The 18,427-nt window shown below is 62.2% G+C and carries 15 protein-coding genes; 10 read left to right on the top strand and 5 right to left on the bottom strand.

Annotation, left to right across the window (positions count from 1 at the left end):
* Positions 1-33: 33 nt before the first annotated feature.
* Positions 34-432: a helix-turn-helix domain-containing protein gene (locus BM017_RS14895; protein WP_092245636.1), complete on the bottom strand. Its 399-nt coding sequence runs from the start codon at positions 430-432 to the stop codon at positions 34-36.
* Between the two features lie 204 nt (positions 433-636).
* Between BM017_RS14895 and BM017_RS14890 the strand changes: the two genes are divergently transcribed.
* Together BM017_RS14890 and BM017_RS14885 are read left to right on the top strand one after the other, a co-directional pair.
* On the top strand, positions 637-1,545 hold the full coding sequence (locus tag BM017_RS14890; RefSeq protein WP_071490112.1) for a LysR family transcriptional regulator: 909 nt from the start codon (positions 637-639) through the stop codon (positions 1,543-1,545).
* A gap of 690 nt (positions 1,546-2,235) precedes the next feature.
* The gene (locus BM017_RS14885; protein WP_092245633.1) at positions 2,236-2,673 is read left to right on the top strand and encodes a carboxymuconolactone decarboxylase family protein; all 438 of its coding nucleotides are present in this window, start codon (positions 2,236-2,238) and stop codon (positions 2,671-2,673) included.
* A gap of 4 nt (positions 2,674-2,677) precedes the next feature.
* Here BM017_RS14885 and BM017_RS14880 read toward each other — a convergent pair whose 3' ends face one another.
* Positions 2,678-3,448, bottom strand: coding sequence for an AraC family transcriptional regulator (locus BM017_RS14880; protein ID WP_092245630.1), 771 nt, complete (start codon positions 3,446-3,448; stop codon positions 2,678-2,680).
* A 99-nt stretch (positions 3,449-3,547) separates the two neighbouring features.
* On the opposite strand from BM017_RS14880, the gene BM017_RS14875 reads away from it, so the two are divergent.
* Complete coding sequence (locus BM017_RS14875) at positions 3,548-4,678, top strand: MFS transporter (RefSeq protein ID WP_092245627.1); 1,131 nt, start codon at positions 3,548-3,550, stop codon at positions 4,676-4,678.
* Here the strand turns inward: BM017_RS14875 and BM017_RS14870 are convergent.
* A complete protein-coding gene (locus BM017_RS14870; protein WP_092245624.1) occupies positions 4,668-6,830 on the bottom strand; it encodes a TonB-dependent siderophore receptor in 2,163 nt (720 codons plus the stop codon). The genes BM017_RS14875 and BM017_RS14870 overlap by 11 nt on opposite strands.
* A 184-nt stretch (positions 6,831-7,014) precedes the next feature.
* Here BM017_RS14870 and BM017_RS14865 point away from each other — a divergent pair, with 184 nt between their 5' ends.
* A complete protein-coding gene (locus BM017_RS14865) occupies positions 7,015-7,794 on the top strand; it encodes an acetoin reductase (protein ID WP_058425756.1) in 780 nt (259 codons plus the stop codon).
* A gap of 130 nt (positions 7,795-7,924) precedes the next feature.
* On the opposite strand, the gene BM017_RS14860 is transcribed toward BM017_RS14865, so the two are convergent.
* Positions 7,925-9,787 (bottom strand): sigma-54-dependent Fis family transcriptional regulator, encoded by a 1,863-nt coding sequence (locus BM017_RS14860; protein WP_092245621.1) that lies wholly within the window; start codon positions 9,785-9,787, stop codon positions 7,925-7,927.
* Positions 9,788-10,085: 298 nt separating this feature from the next.
* On the opposite strand from BM017_RS14860, the gene BM017_RS14855 reads away from it, so the two are divergent.
* The 3 genes from BM017_RS14855 to BM017_RS14845 are packed head-to-tail and all read left to right on the top strand — an operon-like array spanning position 10,086 to position 13,209.
* Positions 10,086-11,066: a thiamine pyrophosphate-dependent dehydrogenase E1 component subunit alpha gene (locus tag BM017_RS14855; protein WP_092245618.1), complete on the top strand. Its 981-nt coding sequence runs from the start codon at positions 10,086-10,088 to the stop codon at positions 11,064-11,066.
* Between the two features lie 23 nt (positions 11,067-11,089).
* Entirely contained in the window at positions 11,090-12,109 is a 1,020-nt protein-coding gene (locus BM017_RS14850; protein WP_071490080.1) for an alpha-ketoacid dehydrogenase subunit beta, read from the top strand.
* Positions 12,106-13,209 carry an acetoin dehydrogenase dihydrolipoyllysine-residue acetyltransferase subunit gene (locus BM017_RS14845; RefSeq protein WP_092245615.1) on the top strand — a complete coding sequence of 368 codons (1,104 nt, stop codon included), beginning with the start codon at positions 12,106-12,108 and terminating at the stop codon, positions 13,207-13,209. The genes BM017_RS14850 and BM017_RS14845 overlap by 4 nt, the downstream gene beginning before the upstream one ends.
* 116 nt (positions 13,210-13,325) lie before the next feature.
* Here the strand turns inward: BM017_RS14845 and BM017_RS14840 are convergent, their stop codons facing one another.
* Positions 13,326-14,213 carry a helix-turn-helix domain-containing protein gene (locus tag BM017_RS14840; RefSeq protein ID WP_092245612.1) on the bottom strand — a complete coding sequence of 296 codons (888 nt, stop codon included), beginning with the start codon at positions 14,211-14,213 and terminating at the stop codon, positions 13,326-13,328.
* Positions 14,214-14,352: 139 nt separating this feature from the next.
* Here BM017_RS14840 and BM017_RS14835 point away from each other — a divergent pair, with 139 nt between their 5' ends.
* From BM017_RS14835 to BM017_RS14825, 3 genes are read left to right on the top strand one after another with little or no spacing between them, the layout of a single operon-like run.
* Positions 14,353-15,711 carry a glutamine synthetase family protein gene (locus BM017_RS14835; RefSeq protein ID WP_092245609.1) on the top strand — a complete coding sequence of 453 codons (1,359 nt, stop codon included), beginning with the start codon at positions 14,353-14,355 and terminating at the stop codon, positions 15,709-15,711.
* A 23-nt stretch (positions 15,712-15,734) separates the two neighbouring features.
* Positions 15,735-16,823: a polyamine ABC transporter substrate-binding protein gene (locus BM017_RS14830; RefSeq protein ID WP_092245605.1), complete on the top strand. Its 1,089-nt coding sequence runs from the start codon at positions 15,735-15,737 to the stop codon at positions 16,821-16,823.
* Positions 16,820-18,121, top strand: a complete 1,302-nt coding sequence (locus BM017_RS14825; protein ID WP_092245602.1) for an NAD(P)/FAD-dependent oxidoreductase — start codon at positions 16,820-16,822, stop codon at positions 18,119-18,121. The genes BM017_RS14830 and BM017_RS14825 overlap by 4 nt, the downstream gene beginning before the upstream one ends.
* Positions 18,122-18,427: the final 306 nt, after the last annotated feature.

Raw genomic sequence — 18,427 nt, 5'->3', positions numbered from 1 at the left:
AGCGGCCAGCATAGGCCAGGCAGGCCAGGACCACTAGGCCGCGATCACTTGCGTTTTAGGGCGAGAGTGGTGATTTCGCCAGGTCATCGGGTTGACGCCTTCGCTACGGGTGAACATATGACAAAAGTGCGCCTGGTCGCAGAAGCCGCATTCCAGGCTGATTTGCGTCAGGCTCAAGGATGACTGGGCGATCAGTTCCTTGGCCCGCTGGATGCGCTGTTGGCGGATCCATTCCTGCGGCGACAGCCCGGTGGTGCACTTGAAGGCACGGGAAAAATGGCTGCGCGACAGGGCGCAGGCCTGGGCGATGTCGGCAATGGCCAGGCTTTCGCCGAGGTTGGCCAGGATCAGTTGCTTGGCGATGCGCTCGCGTCGGGGGCACAGGCCCCCGGTGGCGGACAAGCGAGGGGAGTATTGATCGAGTCGGGCCATGACAGATATCCGCAGTCGATGGGAGCGTTCCCGGTGGATGGATGCAGTGTAGACGTGGCCAATCTTGTTGCCGGACCGTCCGGCTGACGAGTTAATCGTTGTTAATTTCGCCAGGTGCACACCAGGAAAAGACAGCACAGGCGTGCAATGTGGCCGGCGCCTGGCGTGGTTATCTGTGAGCTTGCCAACCGTGTGGATATCACCATGAATCGCAACGACCTGCGCCGCGTCGACATGAACCTGCTGGTGATTTTCGAGGCGTTGATGTTCGAGAAGAACCTGACCCGGGTCGCCGAAAAACTCTTCATGGGCCAACCGGCGGTGAGTGCGGCACTGGGACGCTTGCGCGATCTGTTCGACGACCCGTTGCTGCTGCGCAACGGGCGGGGCATGGAACCCACGCCACGCGCCGTGGCGATACTCAAGGAGTTGCAACCGGCCATGGACACCATTTCCGGCGCGGTCAGCCGTGCCAAGGATTTCGACCCTTCCACCAGTTGTGCAGTGTTTCGCATTGGCCTCTCGGACGACGCTGAATTTGGCCTGTTCCCACCGTTGCTCAGCCAACTGCGCGAAGAGGCACCGGGGATCATCGTGGTGGTGCGTCGGGCCAATTACCTGTTGATGTCGTCGCTGCTGGCCAGCGGCGAGATTTCGGTGGGGGTGAGCTACACCACGGAATTGCCGGCGAATGCCAAGCGCAAGAAACTGCGGGATATTCCGTGCAAGGTCTTGCGTGGGGATGACGGTGTTGAACCGTTGACCCTCGACGACTACTGCGAACGGCCCCATGCGATGGTGTCGTTTTCGGGGGATTTGAGCGGCAACATCGACCTGGACCTGGCGCGCATTGGTCGTACCCGCCGGGTGGTGCTGGCGGTGCCGCAGTTCAGTGGGTTGCGGGCGTTGCTTGCCGGTACGCAGATTATTGCGACGGTGCCGGATTATGCTGCGTGTGCGTTGACGGAGGGCACATCGCTACGGGCGCAGGACCCGCCGTTTGCGATCGATGCGGCGGAGTTGTCGATGGTGTGGAGTGGGGTGCATGACAATGATCCGGCGGAGCGGTGGTTGAGGGGCAGGATTGGGGAGCATATGGCTCGGGTGGTTTGACTGAGTACATATCCGATGCTTCGGTAATGGCTACTTATGGTTCCGCTCTTACAGCGGCTCACTTTTGAAGAGCGCAAAAGTAAGCAAAACGCTCTTGCCCCAAGGTGTGCCCTCTCTCCGGCTTGAATCCGTGGGCCACGGATTCAAGCCTGCGTTCGGCCAGCGTGTTTGACGGGGCGATCCCAGATCAAAAGCAAGAGCGCGGCGGCCTTAGAGCCGACCGGATTGTATGGCCGGTACTCGGTCAAAGTGTGGGAGGGGGCTTGCCCCCGATGGCAGTGGGTCAGTCACTGATGAGTTGGCTGACACACCGCCATCGGGGGCAAGCCCCCTCCCACAGTTTGATCTTCATGTATCAGTTGAAGGGTGGTTTGCTCTGGCTCTGGCTTTTGATCTGCTTTTGATTTTGATCTTAGGCCCCCCAAATCACTGTCGGATTACGGGCACACCGAGCCTAGGCGAGGTGCCGAGTGTTGGGGCAAGAGCCTTTTGCTTACTTTGGGCTGGGCCGGCATTCCGGCTTTTCCAAAGTGAGCCGCTCTAAGGGCGGAGCCATAAGCGGCCGTTACCTAAATAACGGATATGTACTCACAAAAATTGGTCACCCATTCTTACCCAGAATTGGCTATTTCTCCCCCAAGGCCCGATGACTAACCTAGCCATCAATCCCCACTGCCCTGGAGCATCACCATGCAACCCCGTACCGATTTCTACACCGCTTCCCCAGACGCCATGAAAGCCATGCTCGCCCTGGAAGCCGCCGTGGGCAAACTCTCCATCGAGCTGCCACTGCTGGAACTGATACGCCTGCGCGTCTCGCAGATCAACGGCTGCGCCTTCTGCCTCGACATGCACACCGCCGACGCCCGCAAAGGCGGCGAGACCGAACGTCGCCTGTACACCGTGTCAGCCTGGCGCGAAACGCCGTTCTTCACCCCGCGTGAACGCGCTGCATTGGCTTGGGCTGAAAGCCTTACCCTGATCAGCCACACCCACGCGCCCGACGAAGACTTCAACGCACTGGCCGCCGAATTCAGCGCCCAGGAGCAGGTCGACCTGAGCGTGGCAATCACCACCATCAACAGCTGGAACCGCCTGGCCGTTGGCTTTCGCAAGATGCCCAAATGAGGTCTCAACCTGATTTGAAATAACCGCGCGGCGTGGTGCCGGTCATGCCCTTGAAGAAGGCGATCAACACGCTGTCGCTGGCAAACCCCAGCTCAAAGGCGCAGTAGCCGAGGCTGCGCCCAGTGGCGAGCAACTCGATGACACGCATCAAGCGCCACTGCTGGCGCCATTGCTGATACCCCAGGCCGGTTTCTCGCAGGAAGATCCGGCCGATGGTCTTGGTGCTGGCGCCGATCTGCTTTTCCAGGTCTTGCAGCGTCGGCGGCAATCGCTCCAGATTGGCCAGCAAAGGCGCCAGACGTTTGTCCCTTGGCAAGGGCAGGAGCAGCGGTTGCTCGGCCGCCTCCTGAATTTCTTCCAGGCACAACGCCAGCAAATGCGCGTAGCGGCCTGTCTGCCAATGGGTCTCGAAAGGGGCCATGGCCATCGGTTCCAACACCGCCCGCAACAACCCGCTCACTTCGATCACTCGCACCTGTGCCGGCAACCGGGCCGCAATGGCCGGGCTTACATACAGCGAACGGTAATCGACGGTCTTGCTCATCACCGCACGGTGATGCACGCCGCAAGGGATCCACGCCGCACGGGTCGGCGGCAGCAGGCACAGTTGATTGTCCAGGGTAATGCGGGTGCAGCCCTGCTGGGTAAACAGCAGTTGACCGCGCTGGTGCTGGTGCAGGCCGGAGTCGTGGTCGCCGAGCAGGGCGGCGATGCCAATGACGGGCGCCGGGTACTGGTCCGGGTCGAATGATGCGTCGGCAGCGAGCCAGGCCATGGGTTGTCCGATTTGATGGGTAATTTGTCGAAGTCTGGATAATACCCCAAGCCAGTCTGCTTAGAATCCTCACGCTCTTTTCTCGTGAAGGATCTGTTCATGTCATCTAAATACTTGCTGGTACTGGCCGTGGCACTGCTGATGTTCCCGCAGTTGGCTCAAACCCTCTATAGCCCGGCCCTGGGTGATATTGGCCAAGCCTTCGCGGTCGGGCCTGAACGGGCCGGGCAGGCCCTGTCGGTGTACTTCCTGGCGTTTGCATTCGGCGTGGTGATATGGGGCCGCTTGTGTGATCGCTGGGGCCGGCGCCCGGTGATATTGGCCGGGCTGGGGTTGTATGTCGCCGCCATGCTGCTGGCCTTGACTGTGAGTACGTTCAACGGCTTGTTGTTGGCCCAGGCCATCGCCGCCTTTGGCGCGGCAGTCGGTTCGGTGGCGACGCAGACGCTGTTGCGCGACCGATTCCAGGGCGCACAGTTGGCCCAGGTGTTTTCCATAATGGGCATTGCCTTGGCTGCCAGCCCGGCAATTGGCCTGTTCACTGGTGCGACGTTGGTGCAGTACTTCGGCTATCGCGGCGTGCTCACAGGCCTGTTGCTGATGGCAGGGCTAGTGTGGACCACCTGCCTGTGGGCATTACCCGAGACGCGTCCCGCCTCCTTGGCGAACTCGCCGTTGGGCGAGACCGTGGGCCTGATGCTCAGGGACGCCGGAGTGTGGCGTTCCGTCGGCCTGGTGGCGGCGTTCAATATTGCGCTGTTCAGCTACTACAGCGTGGGGCCGTTTATCTTCGCGCGGCTGGGATTGTCCGCTGCCGAATTCGGCTACAGCGGTGTGTTGCTGGCGCTTGGATCAGGACTCGGGGCGTGGCTGAACAACGGCTTACTCAAGCGTGGGCTCAATAGCGATCAGTTGGTGTTGGCCGCCGCCGTGCTGGCACTGCTGGGCGGCCTGTCAGTCCTGATGCTGCAACACAGTTGGCTATTCGTATGGTCGATGCTGCTGGTGGTGCTGGCATTCGGCATGGCGATTCCCAACGTGCTGGGGGCGGCGCTGGTGGCTTATCAAGACCGCCTGGGCACCGCCGCCGCGATATTTGGCTTGCTCTATTACCTGGTGATTGGCGCCGGGCTTACCCTGGTCGCCTGGGCACAGGACCTTGGCTGGAGCCTGTTGACCTGCGGCCTGACGGCATTGTGGCTAGCGGCGGCGCGGGTCTTCAGAAGTTGACCGAAGCACTCAGGCGCGCCGTCAATGGCGCGCCCTGGAACAGGTAGTCATCGCCCATGTACTCGCCCGCGTCGCGCCAGTAGCGCTTGTCGAACAGGTTGTCGACGCTCAGGCGGAACACCGTGTCATAGCCGCTCACCTGGGTGGTGTAGCGGCTGCCCACATTCACCACCGCGTAATCCCCCACTTGCACATTGCCGCTGCGGTTGGCGTACTTCTTGGCGCTGTATTGCACACCGCCCAGCACCGCCAGGCCGTTCACCCAGGGCAACGCATAATCGGCATACACACTGGCGCGCAGCTTGGGCACGTTGATCGCCTGGTGGCCTTCGTAGTCCGCTGTGCCGCTGCCGGTCACTCGCGCACGAAACGCCGCCACGCTGGTTGCGATCTGCAGGCGTTCGGTGGCCCAGCCGTTGGCTGACAATTCCAGCCCGGTGTTCTTTTGCTCGCCTTGCTGCACGTAGTCGAATTTGCCCGTGCCATCTGGCTTGGCGTACTGATAGGCCTGGCGGGTCTGGAACACGGCGGCGGCAAAGCTGATTCGGCGCCAGTCGTATTTCACCCCGGCTTCGATTTGGCGTGAGGTGGTGGGGGCGAGGGTTTCGTCGGCGTTGTTGGCGAACCACGGCGCGGTGCCGCCCAGGGACAGGCCTTTGCTGTAGCTGGTATAGAGCGAGATGTTCTCGACAGGTTTGTAGATCAACGAGGCCTGCGGCAAGAACACGTATTGCTGGGTGTGCCTGGCCTGGTTGCCGGTGACGCTGTCGAAGGCCTTCTCATCCAGGCGTACTTCGCGACCGCCCAGAATGGTTTGCCATTGCTCGTTGAAGCGGATGCGGTCGGTGACGAACAGGCCGTACTGGCGACTGTCGAGGTTGCGGTGGCTGTCGTTCAGTGGCTTTTCGGTCGGGGTAAACGTCGGGGCGTCCACGTCGATGCTGGTGGTGCCGATGTATTCATTGACGGATTTGCGCTTGTCGATCACCCGGCGGAACGCACTGGTGCCGAAGGTCAGTTCATGGCCCAGGCCGGCGGTGTCGAACAGCCCTGTCATGGCCGCCTGGATTTCATCGTCACGGCGGGTGTCGTCAGGGCTGCGGTAGTCGTAGACATCATAGTTGCCTTCGGGGCTGAAGTAGTTCGGCACGCTCGACGTGCAACGGGTCGAGCCATAGCAGCCCCACGCAAACGAACTGTAGTCATCGATCACCACCTTGCTGCGCGCCGCGCTCACGCTGCCTTTCCACTGATCATTGAAGCGGTATTCAAACTTGCCGTTGAGATTCAGCGAATCAATGCCCACCTGCCTGGACCCGCTCTGGTGCCCCAGCAGTTTCTTCGGTGAGGCCCCGTGTGGCACCTCGGTGCCGCCCAGCAATTGGTAGCCCGGCACCGAGCGTTGTTGCTTGTCCTGGTACTCGGCGTCCAGTTGCAATACGGCATCGGGGCTGATGTTCCAGTCAAAGGCCAGGGACACAAAATCGCGCTGGCCATTGGCGTGTTCCACGTAGGAGTTGAGGTCTTCGTGGGCGACGTTGGCGCGCAGGCCGAATTGTTGCTCGCTGCCGAACCAGCCACCGACGTCGGTGGCGACATAGCCGCTGCCGCGATCATCGGTGGAGACGGTCACCGAGCGCACGTCTTCCGGGCGCTTGGTCACGTAGTTGATCACGCCGCTGGGCTCGGAAATCCCGCTCTGCAGGCCGGCCAGGCCCTTGAGCACTTCGACCTGCTGCTTGTTCTCCAGGGCAACGTTCTGCTCGCCGGTGATGGTGCGTCCATTGATTTTGTAGCTGCTCGCCGCATTCAGCGAAAAGCCGCGCACCACGAAGTTCTCGTAGTAGCCGATGGGCGCATAGCTGTCGCCCACCGAGGCGTCGTTGCGCAGTACTTCACTGAGCAGGCGTGCTTGCTGGTCCTTGATCAGTGCGGCGTTGATCACCGTGATCGAGGCCGGGGTGTCGAGCAGTGGCGCTTCGTCGACGCCGCTCACCGAGGCGGTGTCGCTGCGGTAGCCGGACGCATCCTGGCCCTGGACCTTTACCGCCGGCAGTTCAAGGTCTGCCGCCAGGCTGTGACCGATGCCGCCGCTGAGCAGCAGACCGAGGGCGAAACGTGAGGTGACGACGGGACGAAAACGCAAAACCATGGGGGCAGGGCCTTAAAGCGCGGGCGGGGGGCGCATAAGCTAGGCATAAGTGCGCACTTTTACAAGAATGATTCGCACCTTGAGACATCCCGTCTCAGGCCGCATGCCAATCCATGTGCACCTCGACAGCCCGCAGCGCACCTGCGATAGACAAGGCTTCCCTCATCAATTGCAGGAGAACGCCATGAGTATTGCTGGAAAAGTCGCGCTGGTGACCGGCGCCGGGCAGGGCATTGGCCGGGCCATCGCCTTGCGCCTGGCACAGGACGGTGCCGATATCGCCCTGGTGGACATCAATGGCGCCAAGCTCGAAGCCGTGGCCGCCGAAGTCGTCGCGCTGGGCCGCAAGGCCTCTGTGTTCGTCGCTGACGTGTCCAAGCGCGAACAGGTGGTGGCGGCGGTGGAGCATGCGCACCTGACCCTGGGTGGCTTCCACATCATCGTCAACAATGCCGGTGTGGCGCAGATCGATTCGCTGTTGGACGTCAGCCCGGAACAGGTCGAGCGCACCCTGGGCATCAACGTGCAGGGCGTGTTGTGGGGCATCCAGGCCGCCGGCAAGAAATTCAAGGCGCTCAAGCAGAAGGGCAAGATCATCAACGCCTGCTCCATCGCCGGCCATGAAGGTTTTGCGCTGCTGGGGGTGTACTCGGCCACCAAGTTTGCCGTACGTGCCTTGACCCAGGCGGCGGCCAAGGAGTTGGCGAGCGCCGGGATTACCGTAAACGCCTACTGTCCGGGCGTGGTGGGCACCGATATGTGGGTCGAGATCGACAAGCGCATGGCCGAGATCACCGGCGCCGAAGTCGGTGCAACCTACAAGAAGTATGTGGATGGCATCGCCTTGGGCCGGGCGCAGACGCCGGAGGATGTGGCAGGGCTGGTCGCGTACCTGGCCGGGCCGGATGCGGACTACATGACCGGGCAATCGCCGCTGATCGACGGTGGCCTTGTCTACCGCTGACATCTCAGATGTACCCAGTCCAATGTGGGAGGGGGCTTGCCCCCGATAGCAGTGTGTCAGCCACTGGAAGTATTAGCGGGTCCACCGCCATCGGGGGCAAGCCCCCTCCCACAGTGTTGACCCCGTTGTATCAGCGGGTTTTGTTCGGCATGTCGATGCCCAGTTGGTTGACGCGGCGGTACAGGGTCGCCCTTGAGATTCCCAGCGCCTGCGCGGTCGGTAACGGCTTCCAGCGATGGCGAATCAGCGCATCCAGCACCACCTGGCGCTCGGGGCTCACGCTCGCTTCAACCATCTCCCGCACCCGCTCCCCACGCACTTCCACCGGCAAATCCGCCACCTGCACCGTCCCGCCCTCACACACCGCACAGGCATACGCCAGCACATGTCGCAGTTGCCGCACATTGCCCGGCCACGCGTACCCCAACAGCAACTCCAATGCCGCCTGGCCGATACCCACCGTGATACCGCTGTTGCGCGCTTCCTGTTCCAGCAAACGGTTGATCAGCGCCAGTTTGTCGGTGCGCTCGCGCAGCGGCGGCAGGCAGAAGCGCGCGCAGCCGAGGCGAAAGTACAGGTCCTCGCGAAAGCGGCCCTCATTGACCAACACCGACAAATCGCGGTGACTGGCGCAAATCACCTGGATATCGACGGTGCGGGTTTTCGCCGCGCCCAACGGTGCCACTTCACCTTCAGCCATCACCCTCAGCAGGCGCGTCTGCAGGGCCAGAGGCATGTCGCCGATTTCATCGAGGAACAAGGTGCCGCCATCGGCCTGCACCAGCAGCCCGGCCATGCCTTTGCTGGCAGCGCCGGTAAAGGCGCCGGCCACATAGCCGAACAGCTCGCTCTCGATCAGGTTTTCCGGAATCGCCGCGCAGTTCACCGCCACGAACGGCCCACCGCGCCGGGCGCTGCGCTCGTGCAGTTGGCGGGCGAAGACTTCCTTGCCGGCGCCGGTTTCGCCTTGCACCAGTACCGGCAGGTTGCGGTCCTTGACCCGCACGGCCAGGCGCAGGTGTTCTTCGACACGGGCATCCACCAAGGGCACCAGCGGCGCACGCGCCTGTTTGCGTCGGGGCGCGTTGACCCGCACGTGTAGCGCACCCGGTTCTCCCAGCCAATGCAGTTGCTGGGTGGACTGGTCGGTGACGGCGCGCAAGGCGCTCAGGTCGAACACCTCGCCGATGTGCGCCGGCACCTGGCCAAAGCGCCGGCGCAAGGCCTGGCGCGCCTTGCTGTTCAAGGCCTGCAGGCGGCCGTCCTGGTCCCAGGCCAGCAGCAGGTCGGGCTGGCTGTCCACATAACCCGGTGTGCTGTGGGCTTGCAGCACCCAGTGCTGCTGGGCGCTGTGCATGAAGAAGGCGTTCTCGATGGCCTCGGCACTGTGCGCCACCAACTGGCGTATCAGGTGCTGGCTGCGGCGGTCATCCGGCGATTTGAGCGCCGAGGCGTCCATCACTCCCAGCAGGTTGCCCTGGGGATCGAAGATCGGCGCGGCGGAGCAGGTCAGGCCGATGAAGGCGGCACGGAAGTGGTCGCGTTTGTGCACTGTCACCGCCGATTGACTGGTGAGCACGGTGGCCACGCCGCAGGTGCCTTCTTCGGCTTCCGACCAGCAGGTGCCGAGGTACAGGCCGGCCTTGCGGCAATCGCTGCGGATCGAGGCGTCCACGCGGTGGTCGATGGTCTGGCCCTGGGCATCGGTGAGCATCACGCAGTAGTCGGCCTGGCGCACACGGTGATGCAGTTGCCCGACGGCTTCGCCGGCAATGCGCATGAACAGTTCGGCGCGTTCGCGGCATTCCTTGAGCAAGGGTTCGCTGAGGATGCGTGGCCCCTGCAGGGAGCCGGGGTCCAGGTGGTGTTGCTCCATGGAGCGCCGCCACGAATCGAAGATCAGCGACGGCACCGGCGCCTGGGGCAGGCGGTCGGCATTGCGGACCACGCGACTGACGCAGTCGACGTGCTCCCTGGAGTTCGCGGCGAGCATAAGGCCTCCGGTTCTCGGTCTTTGTTGTTATGCCCGCCATTAAGCGCGCATGTGTCGGGCGCGACAAGCGCGGCCTGACCAACAGCCCGGGCTGAGACGCAGCGTCTCAAACCGGCTGAGACGCCGCCTTCGAGTCGCAATGCCGCGTCTCATTCTGCGATCCCGGCCCGGTTGCGACAACCGCTCTGGATCAAGGTTATGCCAGGTTTTTTACGGCCTTGGCACAGGCTGTGCTGAAGGCCCTGTAGCTGACCATGATCAGCCTTCTGTGTGCCGAGACAACCTGGAGAACAACAAGATGTCCACTCACCTGTCCACCGATCAACTGCTGCATGCCTACACCGTGATGCGCACCATCCGTGATTTCGAAGAACGCCTGCACGTGGAATTCGCCACCGGCGAGATCCCCGGTTTCGTGCACCTCTACGCCGGCCAGGAAGCCAGTGCCGCCGGAGTCATGGCTCACCTCAACGATGAAGATTGCATCGCCTCCAACCATCGTGGCCACGGCCATTGCATCGCCAAGGGCGTGGATGTGTTCGGCATGATGGCCGAGATCTACGGCAAGAAAACCGGTGTGTGTGGCGGTAAAGGCGGCTCCATGCACATCGCCGACCAGGAGAAGGGCATGCTCGGCGCCAACGGCATTGTCGGCGCGGGTGCACCGTTGGCGGCCGGTGCGGCGCTGGCCTCCAGGCTCAAGGGCAGCCAGGGCGTGGCCGTGGCGTTCTTTGGCGACGGTGGCTCCAACGAAGGTGCGGTGTTCGAAGCGATGAACCTGGCCTCGATCATGAAACTGCCGTGCCTGTTCGTTGCGGAAAACAACGGCTATGCCGAGGCCACCGGATCCGGTTGGTCGGTGGCGTGCAAGGACATCGCCGAGCGTGCCGTGGGGTTTGGCATGCCGGGGGTGATCGTCGATGGCAATGATTTCTTCGCCGTGCACGCAGCGCTTGGTGTTGCCGTGGAACGTGCGCGCAAGGGCGACGGGCCAACCTTGGTCGAAGTGAAATTGAGCCGCTTCTACGGCCATTTCGAAGGCGATGCACAAACCTATCGTGGCCCCGATGAAGTGAAAAACCTGCGGGAAAACGCCGACTGCCTGGCGCTGTTCCGCCAGCGTTGCAGCACTGAAGGCTGGCTGGACGCGGCGCAATTCGAGCGCATCGATGGCGAGGTCGCCCAGCTCATCGACGACGCCGTGCGCCTGGCCAAGTCGGATCCCAAGCCCCAGGCCGCCGACCTGCTCAGCGATGTCTACGTCGCCTACCACTCATAACAACAATTCGTGGAGAGAATTTCATGGCTCGCAAAATCAGCTACCAGCAGGCAATCAACGAAGCCCTGGCCCAGGAAATGCGCCGCGACCAGAGCGTGTTCATCATCGGCCAGGACGTGTCCGGCGGCACCGGTTCCCCTGGCGAGCAGGACGCCTGGGGCGGTGTGCTTGGCGTGACCAAGGGCCTGTACCCGGAGTTTCCCGACCGCGTGCTTGATGCGCCGCTGTCCGAAGTCGGCTACGTGGGCATGGCCGTCGGCGCCGCCACCCGTGGCATGCGCCCGGTGTGCGAACTGATGTTCGTCGACTTTATCGGCTGCTGCCTCGACCAGTTGCTCAACCAGGCCGCCAAGTTCCGCTACATGTTCGGCGGCAAGACCACCACGCCGCTGGTAGTGCGCGCCATGTACGGCGCCGGGCTGCGGGCGGCCGCCCAGCATTCGCAGATGCTCACCTCGATGTGGACCCACATTCCCGGCCTCAAGGTGGTGTGCCCGGCCACGCCCTATGACGCCAAGGGCATGTTGATCCAGGCGATCCGCGACAATGACCCGGTGATCTTCCTCGAGCACAAGATGCTCTACAGCCTGCAGGGCGAAGTGCCCGAAGAGCTGTACACCGTGCCTTTCGGTGAAGCCAATTTTGTCCGCGAGGGCAGGGATGTGACCCTGGTGACCTACGGGCGAATGGTGCACATCGCCCTGGAAGCCGCGACCAGCCTGGCGCGACAAGGCATCGATTGCGAGGTGCTGGACCTGCGCACCACCAGTCCGTTGGATGCAGACAGCATCCTCGAAAGCGTGGAAAAAACCGGGCGCCTGGTGGTGATCGACGAGTCCAACCCGCGCTGCTCGATTGCCACCGATATCAGTGCATTGGTCGCCCAGCAGGGTTTTTCTTTCCTGCGCGCGCCAATCGAAATGGTCACTGCGCCGCACACGCCGGTGCCGTTCTCCGATGCGCTGGAAGACCTGTACATCCCCAACGCCGCGAAGATCGAAGCCGCGGTGCTGAAGATCGCCGACAAGAGGAACGCCGCATGATCCATACCTTGACCATGCCCAAGTGGGGGCTGTCGATGACCGAGGGGCGCATCGATGTCTGGCTCAAGCAACCCGGCGACCGGGTGGAGAAGGGCGAAGAAGTGCTGGACGTGGAGACCGATAAGCTCTCCAGCAGTGTCGAGGCGCCGTTCAGTGGCGTCCTGCGCCGTGTGTTGGCACTGAGCGACGAAACCCTGCCGGTGGGTGCGTTGCTGGGGATTGTGGTGGAGGGCGAAGCCACCGAAGAGGAAGTCGATGCGGTGATCGACAGCTTCAATGCCGGGTTTGTCTCCAGCAGTGCCGAAACCGAAGCTTCGGGACCGAGTGCGCAGAAAGTCGAGATAGGCGGGCGTCTGTTGCGCTATCTCGAGCTGGGCGAGGGTGGCACGCCGTTGGTACTGATTCACGGATTCGGGGGGGATCTGAACAACTGGCTGTTCAACCAACCGGTATTGGCCGCCGAACGCCGGGTAATTGCCCTGGACCTGCCAGGGCATGGCGAGTCGGGCAAGCAACTGCGCAGCGGCGATGCCGAGGAGCTGAGCCTTGCGGTGCTGGCCTTGCTCGATCACCTCAGGCTCGACCGCGTACACCTGGCCGGGCATTCCATGGGCGGGCTGGTCGCACTGACCGTTGCCGACCAGGCGCCCGCGCGTGTTGCCTCATTGACTCTGATCGCCAGCGCCGGCCTCGGCCAGGAGATCAACGGCGATTACTTGCAAGGGTTTGCCGACGCCAGCAACCGCAATGCGCTCAAGCCGCCACTGACCCAACTGTTCAGCGACCCCACGCTGGTGACGCGGCAGATGCTGGAGGACATGCTCAAGTTCAAGCGCCTGGAAGGGGTGGACAAGGCGCTGCAGCAGCTCAATACCGCGTTGTTCGAGGGCGGACGACAGAAGCTGGACTTACGTCATCGCGTGGGCCGGCAGCCGAGCCTGGTGATCTGGGGCAGTGACGATGCGATCATCCCGGCCCGGCATACCGAGGGGTTGGATGCCCAGGTGGAGATTCTGCCGAGGCAGGGGCATATGGTGCAGTTGGAGGCGGCGGAGCGGGTCAACCAGGTGATGGCCGCCTTCCTCAAATCCCAACCTTGAAATGCAATCAACTGTGGGAGGGGGCTTGCCCCCGATAGCGGTGGTTCAGTCAATCTTTGTGGCGACTGACACACTGCAATCGGGGGCAAGCCCCCTCCCACCATTTGGATTGGATTTCAAACGGAACGCTTCAGGGTCTCGCTCGGCAGTTCTTTGAACAACGCCCGGTAGCTATTGGAAAACCGCCCCAAATGCCAGAACGACCAATTCATCGCCACCTCGGCCACGGTGGTCCCGGTTGAATTGAGCAACTCCCGCCGCGCCCCATTCAACCTGCGCAAGCGCAACCACTGCGCCGGGCTCATTCCGGTGTAGGTCTTGAACCCCTGTTGCAATTGGCGCAACGGCACCCCGGCAATCTGCGCCAGTTCCAGCAGGTTGACCGTTTCGTCCGGCGCGTCTGCTGCCCATTCGCCGATGCGCGCCATCAGCCGGCGTTCTTCGTTGCGGCGCTGCAAGGAGCTGCGGTCCAGGCACACGCAGGCGTTGTCGAGGATGAACAGGCAATCGTCGAGCAATTGCTGGATAAGCGCGGCGGGGTCGCTGACCGTGGACAAGCGTGTCAGCGTGCCACTGAGCCAACGGGCGAACAACGCGTTCTGCTGGCCGGTCAGCGGCGCCATGAACAAACCTTCCAGCGTCGCCACCTCCAACCCATGGCGCTGCACGAACTGCGGGCCGAACACCACCGCTACTTCACGATAGTTTTCCGGGGTGATCCAGGTGTTGCGGCTTTCGCCATTGAGCAGGTACAGCGCGTTGTCGCTGCCGTCGAAACAGAACGCCAGGGAGCCGGCGGGCGCATTGAAATGCTGTTCGACGCGGGTGTTCATGCTCTCTTCGTACACCTCCACGCCTTGCAGGTCGAGGTAGCGGATGCGCCCGGCAAAATGCCCCGGGGACATCTGTTGGTACTGCTGCACCCAGCCGGGTGTCGCACTGCATTGAGCGGCCACATCACCGGTGGTGAAGGCCTGTACGCGCAAAGCGGTTGCCTTTGTCATGGGAAGCCTGGGCGCACTCTATTGGTGCGTTGTGGTGCGTGCAAAGTGGATAGATGCCGGGGTGCGGCGGCCTCAAGATAGACCTCAATGCGCCAGGAGTACAAGCCGGTGCATGCACCCAACCCATGACGAGGTCCTTATGAACGCCCCCTTCGATCAGCTGTCCGCCTGGCTGAAAGAACACAAGATTACCGAAGTCGAATGCGTGATCAGTGATTTGACTGGCATCGCCCGCGGCAAGATTGCGCCCACCAATAAGTTCCTGCATGAGCGAGGCATGCGCCTGCCGGAAAGTGTGCTGCTGCAAACGGTAACCGGGGACTTTGTCGACGACGAGATCTACTACGACCTGCTCGACCCCGCCGACATCGACATGGTCTGTCGCCCGGTGGCCCACGCCACTTATGTGGTGCCATGGGCCATCGAGCCCACCGCGATCGTGATCCACGACACCTTCGACAAACAGGGCAACCCCATCGAGCTGTCGCCACGCAATGTGCTGAAGAAAGTCCTGCAGCTCTACACCGACAAAGGCTGGCAGCCGATTGTCGCGCCGGAAATGGAGTTCTACCTGACCCAGCGCTGCGAAGACCCGGACCTGCCGCTGAAAACCCCCATTGGCCGCTCCGGCCGCGCGGAGACAGGCCGCCAGTCGTTTTCCATCGACGCCGCCAACGAATTCGACCCGTTGTTCGAAGACGTCTACGACTGGTGCGAAGCCCAGGGCCTGGACCTCGATACGTTGATCCACGAGGACGGCCCGGCGCAGATGGAAATCAACTTCCGCCATGGCGACGCCCTCGACCTGGCCGACCAGATCACCGTGTTCAAGCGCACCCTGCGCGAGGCCGCGCTCAAGCACAACGTGGCTGCGACCTTCATGGCCAAACCGGTGGCCGACGAGCCGGGCAGCGCCATGCACCTGCACCAGAGTGTGGTCGACATAGCCACCGGCAAACCGGTGTTCGTCGACGCCGAAGGCAACAAGAGCCCGTTGTTCCTGCATCACATCGGGGGCCTGCAGAAGTACATCCCCAAGCTGCTGCCGATGTTCGCGCCCAACGTGAACTCGTTCCGCCGCTTCCTGCCGGACACTTCGGCGCCGGTCAATGTCGAGTGGGGCGAAGAAAACCGCACCGTCGGCCTGCGCGTGCCTACTTCCAGCGCGGACGCCATGCGCGTGGAAAACCGCCTGCCCGGCGCCGATGCCAATCCGTATCTGGCGATTGCGGCTAGTCTGCTGTGTGGCTACCTGGGCATGGTCGAGCAGATCGAACCGAGCGCAGCGGTGGAAGGCCGCGCCTACGAGCGTCGTAACCTGCGCCTGCCGTTCACCCTCGAGGATGCGCTGGCACGCATGGAGGACTGCGACACGGTCAAGCAGTACCTGGGCGATAAATTCGTGCGCGGCTACGTCGCGGTCAAACGCGCCGAGCACGAGAATTTCAAGCGGGTGATCAGTTCCTGGGAGCGTGAGTTCCTGCTGTTGAGCGTCTAAAAAACCAATAAAGGGGTGTCGATATGCGTCTAGTGAAACAGCTTCTCCCGCTGGCCCTGATGGCCGCGTTCAGCGCTGGCGGCCAGGCGGCGCCGACAGTCAGTATTTATAACTGGACCGACTATATCGGCGAGACCACCCTGGCCGACTTCCAGGCCAAGACCGGGATCAAGCCGATCTACGATGTGTTCGACTCCAACGAAACCCTGGAAGGCAAGTTGCTCGCCGGCCGCACCGGTTATGACGTGGTGGTGCCGTCGAATCACTTCCTGGCGCGCCAGGTCAAGGCCGGCGCGTTCCTCACGTTGGATCGTGCGCAATTGCCCAACTTCAGGAACCTCGACCCCAAGCTGCTCGCGCTGCTGGAGAAAAACGATCCGGGTAACGCGCATTCGGTGCCGTACCTGTGGGGCACCAATGGCATCGGCTACAACGTCGACAAGGTCAAGCAGGTGCTGGGCATCGACCACATCGATTCATGGGCGGTGCTGTTCGAACCGGAGAACATCAAGAAGCTCAACCAGTGCGGCGTGGCCTTCCTCGATTCGGCAGATGAGCTGTTCCCGGCGATCCTCAACTACATGGGCAAGGACCCGCGCAGCGAGAACCCGCAGGACTACAAGCAGGCCGAGGCCAAGCTGCTGACGCTGCGGCCGTACATCACCTACTTCCATTCGTCCAAGTACATCTCGGACCTGGCCAACGGTGATATCTGCGTGGCGTTCGGGTATTCCGGCGACGTGTTCCAGGCCGCCAACCGCGCCAGGGAGGCCAAGAACGGCGTGAACATCGCCTATTCGATTCCCAAGGAAGGTTCCAACCTGTGGTTCGACCTGCTGGCGATTCCCGCCGATGCGAGCAACCCCAAGGAAGCTCATGCGTTTATCAATTACCTGCTCGATCCTGAGGTGATCGCCAAGGTCAGCGCCTCGGTGGGCTATGCCAACGCCAACCCGGCGGCCAAGGCGTTCATGGCCCCGGAACTGGTGAACAACCCCGAGGTGTACCCGCCGCAGGCGGTGCTCGACAAACTCTACATTTCGACCACGCCGACCCCGGCGACCATGCGCCTGATGACCCGCGCCTGGAGCAAAGTGAAGACCAACAAATGATGCAGTCAACCGACCACGCCCGGTCTTACTACCGGGCTACGGCCAACGCCATGCCCGAGCGCCCCGCACTGGGCGGCGACCTGACCGCCGATGTGTGCGTGATCGGCGGCGGCTTCACCGGCGTCAACACCGCCATCGAGCTGGCGCAACGCGGGCTCTCGGTGATCCTGCTGGAAGCCCGGCGCATCGGCTGGGGCGCCAGCGGGCGCAACGGCGGGCAACTGATTCGCGGCATCGGCCATGACGTGTCGGGGTTTGCCAAGTACGTGGGCGAGGAGGGCGTGCGTTACCTGGAGCGTGCCGGTATCGAGTCGGTGGCGCTGGTGGGTGAGCGCATTCGCGAACACGGCATTGACTGCGACCTGCGCTGGGGCTTTTGTGAATTGGCGAACACGTCCGCGCAGTTCGCCGCGTTCAAGGGCGAGCAGGCGCACCTGGCAGCGCTCGGGTATGCCCACGAAACCCGCCTGGTGGGTCCGCAGGATATGCAGCAAGTGGTGGGCTCGTCGGTGTATGCCGGCGGCCTGGTGGACATGGGCTCCGGGCACCTTCACCCGTTGAATCTGGTGCTGGGTGAAGCGCAGTTGGCCGAGTCTCTTGGAGTGCGGATCTTCGAGCACACTGAGGTGCTTGAACTGATCCACGGCGACACGGTGCAAGTGCGCTGCTCAGGCGGCACGGTACGCGCCGACCACCTGGTGCTGGCCTGCAATGCCCATCTGGAGGAACTGGAACCGCGCCTGAGCGGCAAGGTGCTCCCGGCGGGCAGCTACATCATCGCCACCGAGCCGTTGTCGGAAGATGTGGCCAACCAGTTGATCCCGCAGAACCTGGCGCTGTGCGACCAGAAAGTCGGCCTGGATTACTACCGATTGTCCGCTGACCGCCGCCTGTTATTCGGCGGCGCCTGTCATTACTCCGGCCGCGATCCGGTGGACATCGCCGCTTATATGCAGCCGAAAATGCTCAAGGTGTTCCCGCAACTGGCCCAGACCACCATTGAGTTTCAGTGGGGCGGCAAGATCGGTATTACCGCCAACCGCTTTCCGCAGGTGGGGCGGTTGAAGCAGTACCCTAATGTGTTTTATGCCCAGGGCTATTCCGGGCATGGGTTGAACGTGACGCACTGGTGTGCGAGGCTGCTGGCCGAAGGTATTCATGGCGGGCACAGCACGGGCCTGGATATTTTCAGCCAAGTGCCGCATATGACCTTTCCGGGGGGGAAGGCATTGCGGTCACCGTTGTTGGCGTTGGGGATGATGTGGTTTCGGTTGCGGGAGCAGTTCTCCTGGAATTGAGGGGGCATTTTTCATTGGATTCGCCGGACTTATGGATGTTGTTTGTTAGTGTATAGCGAGTTCCCTGGCAATTTAGTAAAAGAACCCAGAAATCGCGGCAGTGCCGTCAGATTTTCAGCTATTACATCACTGTCTCTGATAGCGCCCTTATGGACGTACCTATTATTCAAAAAAAATCTATTTTTTTCCGGGCTATAGAGTGGTGCTGCAGTCACACCCGTAACCACGCTGACTCCAAAGCAGATCGATGCCGCAAGGCACAGCTCACGGGTATTGAGCCTGAATGTTGTCCATAGGACCTGAATA

It is taken from the genome of Pseudomonas sp. NFPP04, assembly GCF_900113815.1.
Taxonomy (GTDB): domain Bacteria; phylum Pseudomonadota; class Gammaproteobacteria; order Pseudomonadales; family Pseudomonadaceae; genus Aquipseudomonas; species Aquipseudomonas extremorientalis.
The sequence above is the reverse complement of the archived record's forward strand: the minus strand, read 5'-3'. Positions and strand labels throughout refer to the sequence as shown.

Excerpts from the sequence above, each read along its gene's own strand:
- BM017_RS14855 (WP_092245618.1), top strand. The coding sequence starts at position 10,086 with ATGTCCACTCACCTGTCCACCGATCAACTGCTGCATGCCTACACCGTG.
- BM017_RS14865 (WP_058425756.1), top strand. The coding sequence starts at position 7,015 with ATGAGTATTGCTGGAAAAGTCGCGCTGGTGACCGGCGCCGGGCAGGGC.
- BM017_RS14870 (WP_092245624.1), bottom strand. The coding sequence starts at position 6,830 with ATGGTTTTGCGTTTTCGTCCCGTCGTCACCTCACGTTTCGCCCTCGGT.
- BM017_RS14880 (WP_092245630.1), bottom strand. The coding sequence starts at position 3,448 with ATGGCCTGGCTCGCTGCCGACGCATCATTCGACCCGGACCAGTACCCG.
- BM017_RS14835 (WP_092245609.1), top strand. The coding sequence starts at position 14,353 with ATGAACGCCCCCTTCGATCAGCTGTCCGCCTGGCTGAAAGAACACAAG.
- BM017_RS14845 (WP_092245615.1), top strand. The coding sequence starts at position 12,106 with ATGATCCATACCTTGACCATGCCCAAGTGGGGGCTGTCGATGACCGAG.
- BM017_RS14895 (WP_092245636.1), bottom strand. The coding sequence starts at position 432 with ATGGCCCGACTCGATCAATACTCCCCTCGCTTGTCCGCCACCGGGGGC.
- BM017_RS14890 (WP_071490112.1), top strand. The coding sequence starts at position 637 with ATGAATCGCAACGACCTGCGCCGCGTCGACATGAACCTGCTGGTGATT.
- BM017_RS14860 (WP_092245621.1), bottom strand. The coding sequence starts at position 9,787 with ATGCTCGCCGCGAACTCCAGGGAGCACGTCGACTGCGTCAGTCGCGTG.
- BM017_RS14875 (WP_092245627.1), top strand. The coding sequence starts at position 3,548 with ATGTCATCTAAATACTTGCTGGTACTGGCCGTGGCACTGCTGATGTTC.
- BM017_RS14850 (WP_071490080.1), top strand. The coding sequence starts at position 11,090 with ATGGCTCGCAAAATCAGCTACCAGCAGGCAATCAACGAAGCCCTGGCC.
- BM017_RS14885 (WP_092245633.1), top strand. The coding sequence starts at position 2,236 with ATGCAACCCCGTACCGATTTCTACACCGCTTCCCCAGACGCCATGAAA.
- BM017_RS14830 (WP_092245605.1), top strand. The coding sequence starts at position 15,735 with ATGCGTCTAGTGAAACAGCTTCTCCCGCTGGCCCTGATGGCCGCGTTC.
- BM017_RS14825 (WP_092245602.1), top strand. The coding sequence starts at position 16,820 with ATGATGCAGTCAACCGACCACGCCCGGTCTTACTACCGGGCTACGGCC.
- BM017_RS14840 (WP_092245612.1), bottom strand. The coding sequence starts at position 14,213 with ATGACAAAGGCAACCGCTTTGCGCGTACAGGCCTTCACCACCGGTGAT.